General features: G+C 72.0%; 10 protein-coding genes. 4 read left to right on the top strand and 6 right to left on the bottom strand.

What is annotated here, in order from left to right; translation table 11 throughout:
- Positions 1–43: 43 nt before the first annotated feature.
- The 4 genes from AC156L_RS12645 to AC156L_RS12630 all read right to left on the bottom strand — a co-directional run bounded on the left by AC156L_RS12645 (position 44) and on the right by AC156L_RS12630 (position 12,212).
- Positions 44–5,029 carry an NAD-glutamate dehydrogenase gene (locus AC156L_RS12645; protein WP_330877356.1) on the bottom strand — a complete coding sequence of 1,662 codons (4,986 nt, stop codon included), beginning with the start codon at positions 5,027–5,029 and terminating at the stop codon, positions 44–46.
- Positions 5,030–5,245: 216 nt separating this feature from the next.
- Complete coding sequence (locus AC156L_RS12640) at positions 5,246–9,631, bottom strand: hypothetical protein (protein ID WP_484406837.1); 4,386 nt, start codon at positions 9,629–9,631, stop codon at positions 5,246–5,248.
- A gap of 10 nt (positions 9,632–9,641) precedes the next feature.
- The gene (gene ettA / locus AC156L_RS12635) at positions 9,642–11,318 is read right to left on the bottom strand and encodes an energy-dependent translational throttle protein EttA (protein ID WP_330877354.1); all 1,677 of its coding nucleotides are present in this window, start codon (positions 11,316–11,318) and stop codon (positions 9,642–9,644) included.
- A 432-nt stretch (positions 11,319–11,750) separates the two neighbouring features.
- A complete protein-coding gene (locus tag AC156L_RS12630; RefSeq protein WP_330877353.1) occupies positions 11,751–12,212 on the bottom strand; it encodes a single-stranded DNA-binding protein in 462 nt (153 codons plus the stop codon).
- Positions 12,213–12,435: 223 nt separating this feature from the next.
- Here AC156L_RS12630 and AC156L_RS12625 point away from each other — a divergent pair, with 223 nt between their 5' ends.
- The 3 genes from AC156L_RS12625 to AC156L_RS12615 are packed head-to-tail and all read left to right on the top strand — an operon-like array spanning position 12,436 to position 14,829.
- The gene (locus tag AC156L_RS12625) at positions 12,436–13,056 is read left to right on the top strand and encodes a TetR/AcrR family transcriptional regulator (RefSeq protein ID WP_330877352.1); all 621 of its coding nucleotides are present in this window, start codon (positions 12,436–12,438) and stop codon (positions 13,054–13,056) included.
- Positions 13,053–13,991: an ATP-binding cassette domain-containing protein gene (locus AC156L_RS12620; protein ID WP_330877351.1), complete on the top strand. Its 939-nt coding sequence runs from the start codon at positions 13,053–13,055 to the stop codon at positions 13,989–13,991. Before AC156L_RS12625 ends, AC156L_RS12620 begins: the two co-directional genes overlap by 4 nt.
- Before the next feature lie 13 nt (positions 13,992–14,004).
- Entirely contained in the window at positions 14,005–14,829 is an 825-nt protein-coding gene (locus AC156L_RS12615; RefSeq protein WP_330877350.1) for an ABC transporter permease, read from the top strand.
- Here the strand turns inward: AC156L_RS12615 and AC156L_RS12610 are convergent.
- Complete coding sequence (locus AC156L_RS12610; RefSeq protein ID WP_330877349.1) at positions 14,826–16,799, bottom strand: bifunctional copper resistance protein CopD/cytochrome c oxidase assembly protein; 1,974 nt, start codon at positions 16,797–16,799, stop codon at positions 14,826–14,828. The two genes, AC156L_RS12615 and AC156L_RS12610, sit on opposite strands and share 4 nt — an antisense overlap.
- A 102-nt stretch (positions 16,800–16,901) precedes the next feature.
- Between AC156L_RS12610 and AC156L_RS12605 the strand changes: the two genes are divergently transcribed.
- Entirely contained in the window at positions 16,902–17,495 is a 594-nt protein-coding gene (locus AC156L_RS12605) for a DUF3558 family protein (protein WP_330877348.1), read from the top strand.
- On the opposite strand, the gene AC156L_RS12600 is transcribed toward AC156L_RS12605, so the two are convergent.
- Positions 17,461–18,660: an MFS transporter gene (locus tag AC156L_RS12600; RefSeq protein ID WP_330877347.1), complete on the bottom strand. Its 1,200-nt coding sequence runs from the start codon at positions 18,658–18,660 to the stop codon at positions 17,461–17,463. The genes AC156L_RS12605 and AC156L_RS12600 overlap by 35 nt on opposite strands.
- Positions 18,661–18,669: the final 9 nt, after the last annotated feature.

Below are 18,669 nucleotides of genomic sequence, written 5' to 3'. Positions count from 1 at the left end.
CCCGGAACCCGCGGGGCTCCGGGGGCTTCCCGCACACCTCACGTCACAGCACCATGCCGCGGATCTGCCGCGCGGCGACCGACAGCGTGGCCAGGTCCAACCGGTTCGCCTGGTTGATCTCCTCCAGCGCCGCGCGGGCCCTGCTCAACCGGGAGGCGTTCATCTGCTCCCAGGTCGCGATCTTCTCCTCCGGGCTGTCGCCGGGGTCGCTGATGCGCAGCACGTCGAGCGTGATCGCGCGCAGCGAGGAGTAGAAGTCGTCCCGCAGGGCCAGCCGGGCCAGCGCGTGCCACCGGTTCCCGCGCTCCAGCGAACTCACCGAGCTGAGCATGTGGTCCATGCCCAGGTGCTCGGACAGCGCGTGGTACAGCTCGGCGGTCTCCAGGTGCGACCGCTCCGGGAGCAGCCCGGTGCCGTCCCCCGCCTCGCGCTCGGCCAGCTCGGCGATCTCGGTGATGTCGAGCAGGCTGTAGGTGAAGAGCTGCGACGCCACCCGGCACGCCAGGTCCTCCGACACACCGGCCTTCACCAGTCGGGCCACGTGCAGGTCGAGCGACGTGCGCTCACGCCCCTGCAACAGGTCCGGGATCCTGCCCGCCAGCTCGGTGACCACACCGGCGAACCGGGAGATCGTCGAGCCGACCTGCAACGGCTGCGGCCGGTTGGACAGCAGCCAGCGGGACGCGCGGTCGAGCAGCCTGCGCGACTCCAGCACCATCTCGTCGGCGACGGCCGTGTCGAGCAGGTTGTCGAGGCCCCGGATCTCCTCCCAGTGCGCCTTGAGGCCGAAGATCTCGGTGACCACGGCGAACGCGCGGACCGCGTCGGTCGGGGACGCGCTGATCTCCTCGGTCAGGCGGAACGGGTAGGAGATGCCCGCGCCGTCGATGACCTCGTTGACGAGCACGGTCGTCGTGATCTGCTTGCGCAGCGGGTGCGCGGGGATCACGTCGTCGAAGCGTTCGCGCAGCTCGCTGGGGAAGTACTCCGGCAGCTTGCGGGCGAACGTCTCGACCTCCGGCAGGTCGCTGGCGAGCACGTCCTCCTTGAGCGCGAGCTTCACGTGCGCGAGCAGCGTGCACAGCTCGGGCGAGGTGAGGCCGCTGCCCGCCTTCTCCATGGCGCGGAACTCGGCGGCGCTGGGCAGCGCCTCCAGCTCGCGGTCGAGCACGCCGCGCTTCTCCAGGTCCGCGACCAGCCGCGCGTGCACCGACAGCATCGGGGCCGCGTGCGCCCGGCTGACGCCCATGACGGCGTTCTGCGAGTAGTTGTCCGCCAGCACCAGCTCGCCGACCTCGTCGGTCATCTGGCCGAGCAGCTCGTTGCGCTGCTGCTGGTCGAACTTGCCGTCGCGGACGAGCTGGTCCAGCAGGATCTTGATGTTGACCTCGTGGTCGGAGCAGTCGACACCGGCCGAGTTGTCCAGCGCGTCGGTGTTGACCTTGCCGCCCTTGCGGGCGAACTCGATCCGGCCGCGCTGGGTCAGGCCCAGGTTGCCGCCCTCACCGACGACCTTGACCCGCAGGTCGACGCCGTTGACGCGGAGGCCGTCGTTGGCCTTGTCGCCGACCTCGGCGTGCGTCTCGGTCGCGGCCTTGACGTACGTGCCGATGCCGCCGTTCCACAGCAGGTCGACCGGGGACAGCAGGATCGCCTTCATCAGGTCCTGCGGCGACAGCTTCTCGACGCCGGCGTCGATGCCCAGCGCTTCGCGCACCTCGGCGCTGAGCGGGATGGACTTCGCCGTGCGCGGCCAGACACCGCCACCCGCGCTGACCAGCGACAGGTCGTAGTCCGCCCACGACGAGCGGGGCAGCTCGAAGAGCCGCTTGCGCTCGGCGAACGACGGCGCGGCGACCGGGGTGGGGTCGATGAAGATGTGCCGGTGGTCGAACGCCGCCACCAGGCGGATGTGCTCGGACAGCAGCATGCCGTTGCCGAACACGTCTCCGGACATGTCGCCGACACCGACGACGGTGAAGTCCTGCGACTGGGTGTCGACGCCCAGCTCGCGGAAGTTGCGCTTCACGCTCTCCCACGCGCCCTTGGCGGTGATGCCCATGGCCTTGTGGTCGTAGCCGACCGAGCCGCCGGAGGCGAACGCGTCGCCGAGCCAGAAGCCGTAGGACACGGCGACCTCGTTGGCGATGTCGGAGAACTGGGCGGTGCCCTTGTCCGCCGCGACCACCAGGTACGTGTCGTCGCCGTCGTGCCGGACGACCTGCGGCGCGGGGACGACCTTGCCGGAGTCGAGGTTGTCGGTCAGGTCCAGCAGACCGGAGATGAACTGGCGGTAGCAGGCGACGCCCTCCGCCAGGAACGCCTCGCGGTCCAGGCCCGTGTCGCCCGTCGAGACGGGCGGGCGCTTCACGACGAAGCCGCCCTTGGCGCCGACCGGCACGATGACCGCGTTCTTCACGGCCTGGGCCTTCACCAGGCCGAGGATCTCCGTGCGGAAGTCCTCCCGCCGGTCCGACCAGCGCAGACCACCGCGCGCGACCGAGCCGAAGCGCAGGTGCACGCCCTCGATGCGGGGCGAGTACACGAAGATCTCGAACCGCGGCCTCGGCTGCGGCAGCTCGGGGATGGCCTGCGGGTTCAGCTTCACGGCCAGGTACGGCCGGGCGTTGCCGCTCGCGTCGCGGAAGAAGTAGTTCGTCCGCAGCGTCGCCTGCACGAGCGTGAGCAGGCTGCGCAGGATGCGGTCCGCGTCCAGGCTCGTCACGTCGTCGATCAGCTTCACCAGGCCGCCGGTGAGCGACTCCGTGCGCGAGGACCGGTTCGCGTCGTCCAGCGCCGGGTCGAAGCGCGCCTCGAAGAGGTGCACCAGCTCGCTCGCCACCTCCGTGTGGCCGAGCACGACGTCCTCGATGTAGTCCTGGCTGTACGGCGTGCCCGCCTGGCGCAGGTACTTCGCGTACGCGCGCAGCATCGCGGCCTGCTGCCAGGTCAGACCGGCCTGGAGCACCAGCGTGTTGAAGCCGTCGACCTCCGCCTCACCGCGCCACGCGGCGGCGAACGCCTCCTGGAAGCGGGTCTGCACGGTGTCCAGGTCCGAGGTGTTGAGCCGGTCCAGGATCTTCGGCTCGATGCGCAGGCCGAAGTCGTAGATCCAGCACTGCACGCCGTCCTCGCGGACCAGTTCGTACGGGCGCTCGTCGACCACGACGACACCCATGCGCTGCAACATCGGCAGCACCTGCGACAGCGTGATCCGGTCGCCCGCCAGGAACAGCTTGAACCGCCGCTCCCCCGGCTCGGCGTTCTCCGGCACGTAGAAGACCATGTCCAGGTCGCCCGGCCGGAGCGCTTCGATGCGGCGGAAGTCGGCGAGGCCGTCGGCCGCGGAGAAGTCCTCCTTGTAGGCCTCCGGGAACGCCACGGCGAACCGCTGGCCCTGCTCACCGGCCGATTCGGTGCCGAGGCCGCCGTTCTGCCCGCCGTCGGCCTGCTCGGCCAGCACGGCGTCGACCATCCGGTCGTCCCAGCTCCGCACGGCCTCGGCCAGGCGGTTCTGCAACTCGGCGGTGTCGACCTCGACCGCGCCGCGGGCGGGGTCGGTGTGCACCATGAAGTGCACCCGCGCGAGGGCCGATTCCCCTATCCGCGCGCTGTACTCCAGGTTCACGCCGCCGAGCGCGTCGAGCAGCACCTCCTGCATGGCCAGCCGCGACGTCGTCGTGTAGCGGTCGCGCGGCAGGTAGACCAGGCACGAGTAGAAGCGGCCGTACGGGTCGCGGCGCAGGAACAGCCGCAGACGACGGCGTTCGGCCAGCGCGATGACCCCGGCGACGGTCGCGTAGAGCGTGTCGGCGTCGACCGAGAACAGCTCGGTGCGCGGGTAGTTCTGGACGACCTCCAGCATCCGCTGGCCCGAGTACGAGTGCAGCGGGAAGCCCGCGCGGTGGATCACGTCGCGCACCCGGCGTTCGATCACCGGGATGTCCAGCACGTCCTCGTGCAGCGCGGTCGTGCCGAACACGCCGAGGAACCGGTGCTCACCGGTCACGTTGCCGTCGGCGTCGAACGTCTTCACGCCCACGTAGTACGGGTACACCGAGCGGTGCACGCTCGACTGCGCGCTGGCCTGCGTCAGCACCAGCAGCTCGGGCGAGAGCGCCTGCGCGCCCGCGTCCGGCCCGGCGGTCAGGCTGCGCGCGGCCAGGCTGTCCTGCCGCAGCACGCCGAGACCGGAGGCGAGCACCGCGCGCAGGGCCGGTTCGCCGTTGGTCGCGGGGTCGTCGCGGATCAGCTCGTACTGGCGGTAGCCGAGGAAGGTGAAGTGGTCGTCGGCGAGCCAGCGCAGCAGCTTCGCGCCGTCGCTCGTCTCGTCCTGCGACAGCCGCGGCGGGTCGCTGTCGAGCTGGTCGGCGAGCTGGCGGGCCGTCGTGGTCATCTTGTCGGTGTCCTCGACGACCTCGCGGACGTCGTTCAGGACGGTGTGCAGCCGGGTCTCCAGCTCACGGGCCCGGTCGGGGTCCGTGATCAGGTCGACCTCGATGTTCATCCACGACTCGGCGATGGCGTCGGCCGGTGGCGCGGACGGGTCCGCGAGCGGCAGGACCTCGTGCAGCACACCGGTCACCGGGTCGCGGCGGACCACGACGATCGGGTGCACCACGCGCTGGACCTGGACACCGCCGCGCGTCAGCTCGGAGGCGACGGAGTCGACCAGGTACGGCATGTCGTCGGTGACGACCTGCACGACCGTGACCGGGCACTCCCAGCCGTCGTGCGCGCGGGTCGGGTTCAGGATGCGCACGGCCGGGCGGCCGGGCACCCGCGACTCGGCGAGTTGGTGGTTCGACCGCACGGCGCCGAGCAGGTCCACCGGGTCGTCGTCGTTGACTTCCTCGGAGGGTGCGTGGCGGTAGTACAGGCGGATGAGATCGGCGAGTTCCGGCGCGGCGGCGGCAGCCCGTTCGATCAATTCATCCCGAACCTGCTCGGGGCTCGCCGAGCGGCTTTTGCCAGGTTCGGCGCGACCGGCTTCGAACTCGGAACGGGACGGGGCTCCAGTCGAGGACATGTTCAGACGACTCTCCAAGCTATCCGGCACCTCTGTGTACCGGGTCCGAGGACCACAGTAGATGGCCGGTTCGAACGGGGTGGCAATGACCCGGGTACTGAATCGAACAACCTGGACTACTTTCGGGAAAGCCGATTATCGCGACTTTTCGCGTATTTCTCGTAGCCAAGCCTTTGTTACCAGCGGGAAACCTTATTAAAACCTCAAATCATATTCTCATGATTCGGGAAGCGTCCAACTGTCGTAGGGCGGGTGCGGCTCCCCGTCCGGTCCCGGCTCCCAGATGGGCGCGGTCGACTCGACGTCCCGCACCGGTGTGAGGTACGTCGTCTTCTCGGAATCGGTCGGCACGGCCCTGGGCCTCGGCTCGGGGTCGGCCGCCGGTTCCGGCTCCGCCACGTGGTGCCCGGCCCGCTCCAGGCGGTCCGGCGAGATCGGCGACGCGGGCGGTTCGGGCGTGCCCGGCGGCGTCGGCGTCTCAGCGGACGAGATCCAGTCCGCGATCTCCTCACCGGCCGTCTGGTCCGGGTCCGGGTCCGACCGGCGACCGGTCTCGTACGCCACCAGCGCCTCGGTGAGCAGCTCGGCCAGGCTCAGGTCGCTCTTGTGCCGCCGCGACGCCCGCGCCGCGCTGGGGACCTCGATCGTCCGGTCGCCGACCACGACGGCCGTGACGAACGGGTCCGGCTCGACGGGCGGTGCCTCGGCCGGGACCCGCCTGGGGAGTTCGGGCAGGTCGTCCTCGACGTCGGCGGACGTGAGGAACCGCGACCGGCCGAGGTCGAAGCCGCTGCTGGTCGGCGGCATCGGGATGGGGGCGGGCTGCGGGATCGGGTCGGGGTCCGGGATCGGGGGGACCTGGTCCGGCTCCGGGACCTCCGGAACCTGCCCCGGTTCGGGGACAGCCGGGACCTGCTCCGGCTCGCGGTCCGGTGTCGGGCTGCCGGGCGGCCGCGGGGCGGTGAGGGCGTCCGGCTCGGACGAGCGCGGGAAGTCGACGTCGAACGAGAAGTCCGACGGTGGTGCGCCCTTGCCGGACGCCGCGGCTCCGAACTCGGCGCCGGGGAAGATGCCGGGGTCCGCCGCGCCGGAGGAGCTGTAGCCGGGATCCCAGTTCGGCCGCGCACCGGAGGCCCAGCTCGGCGGGTCGGAGGGGGACCCGAGTCCATCGGACGGAGCCGGCCGGTCGGAGCGGGAGTCGACCGCGTCAGCGGGAGCAGGCCGGTCGGCACCAGAGCCGAACCCGTCGGCGGGGGTCGGCCGGTCGGAGTGTGAACCGAACCCGTCACCAGGACCTGACCGGTCAGCACCGAACCCGTCAGCAGAGATCGGCCGATCCGAGTGAGAACCGAACCCGTCACCAGGACCCGACCGGTCAAAGCCGAACCCGTCAGCCGAAGCAGGCCGATCCGAGCGGGAACCGAACCCGTCACCAAGACCCGACCGGTCAGCACCGAACCCATCCGCAGAGATCGGCCCGTCCGAGTGAGAACCGAACCCGTCAGCGGGAGCCCTTCGATCGGCGCCAGGACCGAAGCCGGCGGCGGAGGTCGGCCGGTCGGCGCCGAAGGTGGGCTCCTGGGGCGTTCCTGGAGCGAGGGTGGTGTGGTCGGGTGTGTCGAAGCCGGCGCCCGCGGGCTGTCGCGAGCCGGTGGTGAAGCCGTGGTCGGTCTGGTGGCGCGGGTCTGGCCGGGCGAAGTCGCTTCCGGGCGTGGCGGCCCCGGCATCGGGTTCGGGCTGGCGACGCCTGCCGGACTGAGCGGAGGCCTCGCCCGCGCCTGAGGTGTGGTGGGTGTCCGAGCCGGGCTCGTCGTTCGGCAGACCCGTGGGGGGTGCTTCGGCCGGACCCGGATCGTCGGACGGCCGGTCCGCGGGGCGGGAGCCGGTGCCGGGCAGGGCGTCCGCGGTCCAGTCCGCGGCCGAGCCCGCTCCGAAGCCGGGGCCGTCGTCGGGAACCCACGTCCGTCCCGAGCCCTGACCGAGGCCGAAGTCCGGGGGAAGACCGGCGGCCCGGTTCACCGCGGCGTCCGCGGACCAGTCCGGGGTCTGCGCACCCGACTCGGACCCGGCCCACCCCGGTTGCCGCGACGTCGACCCGTGATCGGGCGGGGACGTGGTCGGCAGGTCGGGTGCGCCGTGGCCCGACGTCGTGGTGGGGGGCCAGTTCTGCGGCGTGGTGGGGTCCGGATCGGCCGCGTTGGCGGTTCGGAAGCCGTCGCGGCCGAAGGAGTCGGCGGGCAGCCTGAAGTCGGGACCGGTGGAGCCCTGGCCCTGCGGGACCGGCGCGGAGCCCTGGGGCTCGGCCGGAACGGCGTTCTCCGGCTGAACCGGGAACGCTCCGGGTGCCACGGGCGGCTGGTCCGAGGCCGGGCGGAAGCCCGAGCGGCCCAGGGAGTCGGCACCCAGGCGGAAGTCGGGACCGACGCGCGGAGCGGCGGTCGGGTGCTCGCCCGGCGGGGTCGCGTCGGGCGTGGACCGGTGCGGGGGTTCCAGGCCCGACGACTGGGGGGTGCGCGCGGTGGGGATCACCGGCCCCTTGGCGAACGCCGCGCCGAGGCCCGCGGCGGGACGCTCCACGGGCATGCCGTCCGCGCCGACGGCCGGGTAGACCGTGGTGGGGGCGTCGAAGAGGTCCGACGGCGGGCGTTTCGGCTGGTCGTCGTCGGAGCGGAGGCGCTTCGGGGGTTCCACCCGCCACTTCGGGGTGTCCTCGACCGGCGGTTGAGCGGGCTCGGACGGCGGCTCGGGCTCGGGAGCGCTCGCCGCGGGCGCGGGATCGGCGGCGGGAGGCTGGGGGGACTCGGAGTCGGGTGCGCGCCTGCGCCCGCCCGAACGGCGCTTGTTCAGCAGGCCCGCGGCTTCGAGGGTGTCGAGGACGTTCGCGACCTCGGGCCCCTGCGCCTCCGTCCCGTGGTCGGGACCGTCGGCGGCGGCCGGAGCGGGGTCGGGAGTCTCGTCCGGCGCGGCCTGCCCCGCGGCCCAGGGAGCGGTGGGGACCGACGGTTCCGCGGACGGCGCCTGCGTGGGCGTGGTGTCCTCTTCGGCGGCCTCGCGGGCGGCGCGGCGGCGACCGCTGCGCATCGCCCCGGCGGCGGCGATCAGGCCGGTGGCGGGGACGGCCGTCTCCCCTCCCCGCTCGGACGTGGCCGGGAGGTCGGTGGCCGCGGGATCGCGGTCCTCGGCACGGCGCCTGCCGCCCGTGGACGCGACGGCGTCGGCGGGGTCCTGGGCGGGCTCGGGTGCGGTCGTGCCGAAGGGCTGGACCAGGCGCCAGCGGTCGGCCGCGTGGGCGCGGGCGGCGGAGATGCCCTCGACGGTCATGTCCTCGGCGGCGCGCAGGGCGCGTTTGACGCGCGGCCCCTCCGGTTTGGGGGTGGCCTGGGTGGGACGCCACTGGCGGAGCTGCTGCTTCAGCTCGGGCGCCAGCACGGCGTCGGCGGGCGGCTGGCTGCCGCGCATCACGCCCTGCGCGGACGGCGAGCGCCCCTCGCCGGGGCGCAGCAGGCTGCCGAGCTGCTCGTGCGGGCTCACCGGCTGGCGGTGGGCCCCGGAGAACTCCGCCGCCAGGCGGGCGCGCACGGCGTAGACGGCGCGAGCGCGACGGCGTTCGGCGGCGTGCGCCGAACGCAGGTCGGTCAGCGCTTCGGCCAGGTCACCGGAGACCTCGTGGACGTGGGCCAGCGCCAGCAGGCTCTCCGCGAGGAGGGTGTCCAACTGGTGGCGCTGAGCGCTGTCCGCCGCGTCGCGGAGCATCCCGCGAGCCAGGTCGACCCGACCGGCGGGCAGGTGGACGCGGGTGGCCAGCGCCAGCCGCAGCCAGCCGACGTCGCCCGCGGACGGGGCGCGGACCGGGAGGTCCAGCAGCGGGGACCCGACCTCGGAGGCCTCGGCGAGCCGGTTGGAGTCCATCAGCGCGCAGACCAGTTCCAGGGTCAGCTTCGCCCTGACCTGGCCGCTGTCGACGGACGGGTCGCCGAGCTTGGCCAGCAGCTCCAAGCCCCTGCCCGCGGCGTCGGTGGCGGCCTGGAGGTCGCCCCACCGCCGGTGCTGCGCCGCGGCGGAGGCGTGGAGCAGGCCGCGTTGCAGCAGGCGGGTGTCGGCGTCGAGCAGGGTGTCGGCCACGTAGAGCTGGTCGGCCTCGCTCAACGCCATGCCCGGCTGCGGGCCCCGGCCGATGGTGACCAGGCAGTCGCTCGCCTGGACCAGCGCGGCGGCGCGGAGGGCGTGCGGCACGCCGTCCGCCGCCAGCACCGGGCGGACCGCGCCGAAGCCCGTCAACGGGGCCCCGACGGCGGTCGCGCACGCGGCCAGTTCGATCCGCAGGCGCCAGGAGGTCTCCTGCTCGCCCGCCTTCTCCGACGCGCGCAGCGCGTCGAGGGCGCGGTCGGCGATGCGGACACCGCGCCCCATCCGGTTGGCCGCGAAGATCACCAGGGATTCCGCCCGCAACCGGTCGATCTCGTCACGGCGGGTCGAGGCGAGCGCGACGGCTCGCTCACCGAGCACCAGGGCAAGCTCCGGTGCCCGCCAACGCAGCCGCCAGGCGGGCACGACCAGCGTGCTCACCTCGACGTCCGCCTGCGCTTCGCCTCTCGCCGCCATGCGTCCCGGCTCAGTCCCGAGTCAGCTTGCGGTAGGTGACCCGGTGAGGCCTCGCGGCCTCGGCGCCGAGACGACTGAGCTTGTTCTTCTCGTAACCCTCGAAGTTGCCCTCGAACCAGTACCACTTGGCCGGGTCCTCGTCCGTGCCCTCCCAGGCCAGGATGTGGGTGGCCACGCGGTCCAGGAACCACCGGTCGTGCGAGATCACGACGGCGCAGCCGGGGAACTGCTCCAGCGCGTTCTCCATCGAGCCGAGCGTCTCGACGTCCAGGTCGTTCGTCGGTTCGTCGAGCAGGATCAGGTTCCCGCCCTGCTGGAGGGTCATCGCCAGGTTCAGCCGGTTGCGCTCGCCACCGGAGAGCACGCCCGCGGGCTTCTGCTGGTCGGGACCCTTGAACCCGAAGGCGCTGACGTACGCCCGCGACGGCATCTCGACGTTGCCGACGTGGATGTAGTCGAGGCCGCCGGAGACGGTCTCCCACACGGTCTTCTTGGGGTCGATGCCCGAGCGGTTCTGGTCGACGTAGGACAGCTTGACCGTCTCGCCGACCTTGACCTTGCCCTCGTCCGGCTGCTCCAGCCCGACGATGGTCTTGAACAGCGTCGTCTTGCCGACGCCGTTCGGGCCGATCACGCCGACGATGCCGTTGCGGGGCAGGTCGAACGTGAGGCCGTCGATCAGGACCCGGTCGCCGAAGCCCTTCTTCAGCTCGTTGACCTCGACCACGACGCTGCCCAGACGCGGGCCCGGCGGGATCTGGATCTCCTCGAAGTCGAGCTTGCGGGTCTTCTCCGCCTCGGCCGCCATCTCCTCGTACCGGTCGAGGCGGGCCTTCGACTTGGCCTGGCGGGCCTTGGCGCCCGACCGGACCCAGTCCAGCTCGTCCCTCAGCCGCTTCTGGAGCTTCTGGTCCTTCTTGCCCTGGACCGCGAGGCGCTCGGCCTTCTTCTCCAGGTACGTCGAGTAGTTGCCCTCGTACGGGTGGGTCTTGCCGCGGTCGATCTCCAGGATCCACTCGGCGAGGTTGTCCAGGAAGTACCGGTCGTGCGTCACGGCGAGGACGGCACCGGCGTACCCGGCGAGGTGCTGTTCCAGCCACAGGACGCTCTCCGCGTCCAGGTGGTTGGTGGGCTCGTCGAGCAGCAGCAGGTCGGGCTTGCTCAGGAGCAGCTTGCACAGCGCGACCCGACGGCGCTCACCACCGGACAGCTTGGTGACGTCGGCGTCCGGCGGAGGGCAGCGGAGGGCGTCCATCGCCTGGTCGAGCTGGGAGTCGATGTCCCACGCGTTGGCGTGGTCCAGGTCCTCCTGGAGCGCGCCCATCTCCTCCATCAGCTCGTCGGAGTAGTCGGTGGCCATCTTCTCGGCGATCTCGTTGTAGCGGTCGAGCTTCACCTTGATCTCGCCGAGGCCCTCCTCGACGTTGCCGAGGACCGTCTTCTCCTCGTTCAGCGGGGGCTCCTGCTGGAGGATGCCCACCGTGTAGCCGGGAGCCAGGTACGCCTCACCGTTTCCCGGCGTGTCCAGACCGGCCATGATTTTGAGGACGCTCGACTTGCCCGCCCCGTTGGGGCCGACGACGCCGATCTTGGCACCGGGGTAGAACATGATCGTGACGTCATCAAGGATGACCTTGTCCCCGTGCGCCTTGCGCACCTTCTTCATGGTGTAAATGAACTCGGCCATGGCCGCGATCGTAGAGCGGTGCCGATCGAGCTAGAACCGCGGTTGCCAGCAGCGCGTCTTTCGACACTGAAGAGTTAACGCGGACGAGGGTCACCCACACCTGCAACACACCCCGTTCGGGGCACGTGCTCAGTGGTCGCGCAGCGCGTTGACCAGCCCATCCTCTGACCCGCCCGACCGGCCGTCGATGTCAAGTTCCGACGTCCGCTCGCGCGGGCACTCCTCGGTCCACTCCTCACAACCGGCGGCGCGGTCACGCCCGACGCCGATCTCCGACCTTCCCTCCTCCGCACTCGCGTTCACGATCCGCGCGGGCCTTCGCCGCGCGGCTTCCGGTACATCTTGTCGTCTCGGCGGTCGGAGCGGACGACTTCTCCACCCGCGTTCGAGGGTTGCCCCGAGCGGACGCGCACCCCGCACCCGACCGCCGCATCAGGGCAGCGCGCCCACCACCTCCGGCACCCCCTCGCCCTCCTTGCGGGGAGCGACGAGGTCCGGCATGCCCGGTATCGGCACGTCGGGCGAACCGGACCCGTCGTGCTCGATCGCCACCCGACCCCACTGGAGGCTCGCGCCGACGGCCGCCGCCTCGATCTCGGAGACGTTGCGCCGGTTCCCGTCCAGCTCGTAGTCGCGGTTGCGCAGCCTGCCCGTGACGATCACCGAGTCGCCCTTCTCCAGCGCCTTGCCCACCTCGTCGGCCAGCCTCCGCCAGCACGTCACGTTCAGGAACAGCTTGTCGCCGTCCACGAACCCCTGGGCGTCGGTGTCGTACCGCCGCGCCACGGACAGGATCCGGAACGAGGTGCGGCTGACGCCCGAGGCGAGCTCCCGGTGCGTGACCTCGCTCGCCACGACACCGACAACCGTGATCGCCGTGTCATTCCAACCCATCGCCGCGCCTCCCGATTCCCTGCTGCCAGTTCTGTCCCGACAAGCTTCCGACCTGCGACGGGTACGGGACAGCGCGATCTCCGGACCTGTGGACGACCACCCCGCCTGTGGACAGGTCGCGAGCGTGGGACCGGAATCGTCGGTCCCCTGTGGTAGGCGCGGACTAGAATGAGTGAGTGCTCACTCCTTGACATGAGTGAGTGCTCACTCATACAGTCGTGACATGTCCGACGAAGGCACGACCCGACGACGCCGAGCCCCGGCGATGAGCCTGGAAGACCGCCGCGAGGCGCTCGTCAAGGCCACGATCCCGCTGCTGCTCGTGCACGGGGCGAACGTCACCACCAACCAGATCGCCAAGGCGGCCGACGTCGCGGAGGGCACGGTCTTCCGGGCGTTCAAGGACAAGCAGGAACTGCTGACCTGCGCGCTGCGCAGCGCCATGGAGCCCGACACCGAGATCGACCTGATCGACCGCATCCCGGCGACCGCCCCGATCGAGGAGCGGCTGACCGGCGCGGTCAGGGCCGTCACGGGCTACCTGGACCGCATGTGGTCGCTCATGAGCGCCCTCCAGGACACGGGGTTCGACCCGCGCGGGGAGGGCGGCGGGCGCAAGGGCCCGCCCGAGGAGATGCAGCGGGTCATGCGGCGCGTCGCCGAGCTGTTCGAGCCCGACGCCGAGCGGCTGCGGGTCGAACCGCTGCTGGCCGCCCGGCTGCTCATGGGCTTCGTGTTCACGAACCGGATGCAGCACAACGGGTTCGGCGAGGGCGCGGCGGAAGCGGACCAGCTCGTCGAGCTGTTCCTGCACGGCACCATCCGGACAGGGGAAGAGCAATGACCGACCTGATGATCGAGGCGCGGGACGTCGTCAAGGCGTTCGGCGACGTGAAGGCGCTCGACGGGGTGAGCGTCGCCGTGCCGAGGGGCACGGTGCTCGGCCTGCTGGGCCACAACGGCGCGGGCAAGACGACCCTGGTCAACGTGCTGACCACGTTGCTGCCGCCCGATTCCGGCACCGCGCGGGTCGGCGGGTTCGACGTGGTCGCGCAGGGGCACGACGTGCGCAGCAGGATCGGCCTCACCGGCCAGTTCGCCGCCGTGGACGAGCAGCTGTCCGGCACGGACAACCTGGTGCTGATCGCCAGGCTGCTCGGCGCGAGCCCGAGGGAGGCGCGCGAGCGGGCCGCCGAACTGCTGGAGGTGTTCGACCTGGCGGACGCGGCGAAGCGCCCGTCGCGCACGTACTCCGGCGGCATGCGCAGGCGCCTCGACCTCGCCGCGGGTCTGGTCGGCCGCCCGGACGTGATCTTCCTGGACGAGCCGACGACCGGCCTCGACCCGTCGAGCCGGTTGAGCATGTGGGAGATCGTGGAACGACTGGTCTCCGAGGGCACGACGGTGCTGCTGACCACGCAGTACCTGGACGAGGCCGACCGGCTGGCCGACTCGATCACCGTCCTGGCCGAGGGCAGGGTCGTCGCCTCCGGCACCAGCTCGGAGCTCAAGGCCCAGGTCGGCCAGCGCACGGTCACCGTGACGCTCGCCGCCGCCGCGGACCTGCCGAAGGCGATGCGGTCGCTGGAACAGGCGGGTCTCCAGCCCGTGCTCGACGTCGAGCACAACAGCCTCACCGCACCCGTGACCGCCTCGCGCGAGCTGGCCGTCGTGGTCCGCGCGCTGGACGAGGTCGGCCTGGAGGCCAGCGAACTGGCCCTCGGCGAGCCGACGCTCGACGACGTGTACCTCACCCTCGCCGCCGACCAGGCCGCCTGAACAGGAGATGGGCATGACCTCCACACTCGCTCCAACGCCCGCCGCGGCGGCCCCCACCGCGTGGCGCGGCAGCGGTTTCGCCACCCAGGTGCTGGTGCTGACGCAGAGATCGCTGCGGGCGGTCGTCAGCGACCCGCGCATGGTGATCTTCAGCGTGCTCCAGCCGCTGATCATGCTGACGCTGTTCAGCCAGATCTTCAGCAGCATCGCGAAGACGCCGGGGTTCCCGCAGGGCGTGGCCTACATCGACTTCCTGATGCCCGCGATCCTGGTGAACACGGCGATGCAGTCCGCGCTCCAGGCGGGCGTCGGGCTCGTGACCGACATGAAGAACGGCGTGCTCGCCCGGTTCCGCTCGCTGCCGATCCAGCTGGGTTCGGTGCTGATCGCCCGCAGCCTGTCCGACCTGGTGCGCTCGGCGTTCCAACTGCTGATCATGATCGTCTTCGCGGTGACGATCTTCGGGTTCGCCCCCGCGGGCGGGATCCTCGGCGTGACCGCCGCGCTGGCGCTCGCGCTGGTCGTCGGCTGGGGCCTCGGCTGGGTGTTCCTGGCCATCGCCGCCTGGCTGCGCAACGCGGAGCTGATGCAGACCGTCGGCTTCCTGGCGATCTTCCCCCTGATGTTCGCGTCCAGCGCCTACGTGCCGGTCAGCGGCCTGCCGAGCTGGTTGCAGGCCGTCGCCACGGTCAACCCGCTCACGCACGCGGTCGACGCCGCGCGCGGGCTCGCGCTGGCCCAGCCGGTCACCGGGGCGTTCGCCGCCATCGCGACCAGCCTCGTCATCGCGGCGGTCGGCGGGGCGTTCGCGGTGAAGGGGTTCCGCAAGCCCCTCTAGTCGCCCGACATCTTCTTCAGCATGGCGTTGTACGCGGCGAGGTCCGCGTCCCCGTCGCCGTCCGCCCGCCGGTCCGACCGGCGGGCGTCGCGGTTGTCGGACCTGGCCCACTGCACGAGCAGCGCCACCATCACCACCAGGAGCGGCAGCTCACCGGCGGCCCAGGCGATGCCGCCGCCGAGCCGCTGGTCCTCCAGCAGCGACGAGACCCACGGCAGGCCGAGGCCGCGGTAGAAGTTCTCGCCGATCACGGTCTGCGAGCTCATCAGCGTGATGCCGAAGAACGCGTGGAACGGGATCGACGCGAACAGCAGGCCCAGCCTGCCCAGCGGGGGCAGCCGGTTCGGGGCGGGGTCGATGCCGATCACCGGCCAGTAGAAGACGTAGCCGACCAGGATGAAGTGGGCGTTCATCGCGAGGTGCGCCCAGTGGTTGGGCAGCGCGGCGTCGAACAGGCCGGAGAAGTACAGGCCGTAGAACGACCCCACGAACAGGAACAGGGCGACGAACGGGTTGGTCAGCAGCTTCGCGAGCGGTGACTGCACGAACGCCAGCAGCCAGTCGCGCGGACCGGGCGGTCCGTCCTTGCCGGACGTCGGCAGGGCGCGCAGCGCCAGCGTCACGGGACCGCCGAGCACCAGCAGGATCGGCGCCAGCATGGAGAGCAGCATGTGCGCCCCCATGTGCACGCTGAACATCGCGGGCGCGTACCGGCCGATGCCGGAGGACGTGCCGACCAGGATCGTGGCGCAGCCGAGCACCCAGGCGACCGTGCGGCCGACGGGCCACGCGTCACCGCGCCCGCGGAGCCTGCGCACGCCGAGCAGGTACAGCACCGCGAGCACGACGGCCGCGGTGCCGAAGATCAGGTCGAAGCGCCAGTCGAAGAGCAGCCGGAACGCGGTGGGAGCGCCGTCGAGGTCGTAGCCGATGCGCAGTTCCACCCGGCTCGGCAGCACCCTGCCGTCGGTCGGCGGAGGCGTGCGGCTCAGGGCCGCCGCGATGCCGAGCGTGACGAACATGATCAGGACCTCGATGCCCGCCAACCGCAGCAGCGCGGCGCCGGAGCCGGTCCGCACGACGTCGCGCACGCCGCGGGTCCGGTGCAGGTAGCCGATGCCGCCGAGCAGGAGCAGCGCGGCGATCTTGGCGACCACGAGCAGGCCGTAGTTCGTGGTGAACAGGTCGCCCAGCGGCAGCCGCACCAGCGCGTTGACCATCCCGGAGACGGCCATCACGATCCAGCAGACCAGCGCGAGGGCGGAGAACCTCGTCGTGGCCAGCGCCAGGTCGTTGCCGCGCCTGCGGCCGTGCGCCAGCAGGGCGATCAGCCCGCCCACCCACAGCGCGGCGGCCACGAGGTGGAACAGGAGGCTGTTGGTGGCCACGTCGTGCGAGCCGCCGCCGGAGGAGTGCCCGGTGACCGCGACCGGCACCAGTGCGAAGAGGGACGCGGAGAACAGCACCGCCGTCCAGCCCCACGACAGGACGATCGTGCTGCCCAGCGCGATCAGCGCCACGACGACGGCGGTGATCATCCACGCGCGGGCCTGCTCGATGAACCCGGCGGCCTGGAACAGCTCGGCCGGGTTGAACATGACCGACACGGGTTGCCCCATCGCGTCGGCGGCGGTGAACGGCACGGCCAGCACGGCGCCGAACGTCCACAGCAGCGCCGTCCACCCCGCGGTGCGCAGCGCCGCGTACCCGTCGGCCGCCAGCAGCCCGGAAGGCTGCGGGGGCACCAGGAACGCGGCCAGCAGCAACGACCCGATGGTCACCACCGCGGCGGACTCGGTGAGGACCCGCACGACGATCAGACCGGTGCGGTCGTTGCCCGTCGCGCTCAGGAGCCCGGCCGCGACGAGCGCCGCGACGCCGGACCCGACCACCAGCAGGGGGACGAGTCCCGTACGCCTCCTGCGGGGGCTCGGCGGGGACTCGGCGTCGGTGAGGGCTTCGGAGGGCACGCATCGAGCCTAGGCGGCTTGTCATCCCCCCGTGCTCCGGCCTGTTCGCCCACGCGGGCGCGGCAGCCGGGGTCCTGCTCCGACCCACTACCGTTCCGACCCGTGACCCGCCCTCCTCGCGCACTGCCGCTCGTGCTGGCGGCCTTGGCCCTCGCGGGCTGCAGCTACTCCGTCAACGGCTCCGCGCTGCCGGACCCGAACACCTCGGCCACGACCGCGACGAGGACGACGGCGCCCTCGACGTCGGTCGCGGCGGGTCCGGCGCCGAAGATCGCCAAGCCGCGCACGGTCGCGGGCGTCGACCCGTGCAAGGTGCTCGACGCGAACGACCTCAAGGGCATCGGCGTGTTCAAGCGCGACCCGCGCCGCCAGGACGACACGATCCAGGAGTCGTGCCAGTACCTGCTGAACGACGGCAGCCCGACCGGGCGGACCGTCGTCACCGCCCTCTACCAGCGCTACGAACAGGTGCGGGACCGGCAGAAGGGCGGCAAGGAGCAGTTGGTGGAGGGCCACTCGACGTGGATGTTCTGCCAGCTGACCGGTCCGGAGGAGGTCTGCACCGCCACGATCGCGGTGAACGCCAACCGCAGCGTCCTGGTCGCGATGGCCCAGACCGGCGGTGTGCCGGACCAGATGGTCGTCGTCATGGCACCGCTGCTCAAGGCCGCGCTGGCACGGATTCCGGTCGCCTAGCGGCCAGTTCGCGGGCGCGGGAGCGGGCGGCGAACCACACCGTCGGCACCATGAGGGCGCAGACGAGCGCGACGACGCCCAGCGACACCGTGAGCGAGCTGAGGTGGGCGAGCCCGCCGACGATCGGCGGCCCGGCGAGGAACCCGGTGTAGGCGATGGTCGTCACCAGTCCCAGCTCGCGCTCGCCGCCGGTGCCGTCGGCGCGGCGACCGGCCTCCCCGGCCAGGTCCATGATCACCGGGAAGGCGAACGCCAGCCCCAGTCCGGCGAGCGCGAACCCGACGTAGCCCGAGGCGGGCACCGGGACGAGCACGGCGGCGGTGAGCCCGACCGAGGCGACCACCGCTCCGCCGACGAGCAGGCGGTAGGGACCCCAGCGGCGTTGGACGGGCTCGCCGGACAGCCGCGCGAGCGCCATCGTGATGGAGAACACCGCGTACGCGACGGCCGCGGCGGCCTCGCCCATCCCCCGCTCCCGCACCAGGAACAGCGCGGACCAGTCGGCCGACGCGCCCTCCGCGATGGCCGAGCAGAACGCGACGCCCGCCAGCAGCCACAGCACCGGACGGCGCAGGACGGTCGGCTGCGGACCGACGGCCACCTCGCGGTCGCGTTCACCGGACTCGCCGGGCACCCTGCGGTGCACGAGCAGCAGGACCAGGAGTCCGACGGCGCTGGCGACCAGGAAGTGCGGCAGCGGGCTCCACGACGCGGCGGCGGCGAGCGCGGCGCCGATCGAGCCGATCAGACCGCCGAAGCTGAAGCCCGCGTGGAACTGCGGCATCAGCGGCCGGTCCAGCTCCCGCAGGACGCCGACCGCCGCGATGTTCATCGACACGTCGAGCGCGGCGATGCTCGACCCCAGCAGGAACAGCACCAGGCCCAGGTGCACCGGCGTGGCCGTGAGCGCCAGCAGCGGGAGGACGAGGGCGCTGGCGACACCGCTGACCAGTACGACGCGGCGAGCGCCGAACGCGGCGCAGAGGCGCGCGGCGAACGGCGCGGTGAGCGCGAGCCCGATGCTGGCGCCGAGGAGCGCGAGGCCGAGCGTGCCCTCGCCCGCGCCGACCTGGGACGCCAGCGCGGGGACGCGGGCGGCCCACGAGCCGAAGACCGCGCCGTTGAAGACGAAGACGATGAACACGGCCAGTCGGGGTGACGGCAAGGCGGTCCT

It is taken from the genome of Umezawaea sp. (assembly GCF_057122925.1).
Note: the sequence above shows the minus strand (reverse complement) of the source record. Positions and strands in the feature narration are given on the sequence as shown.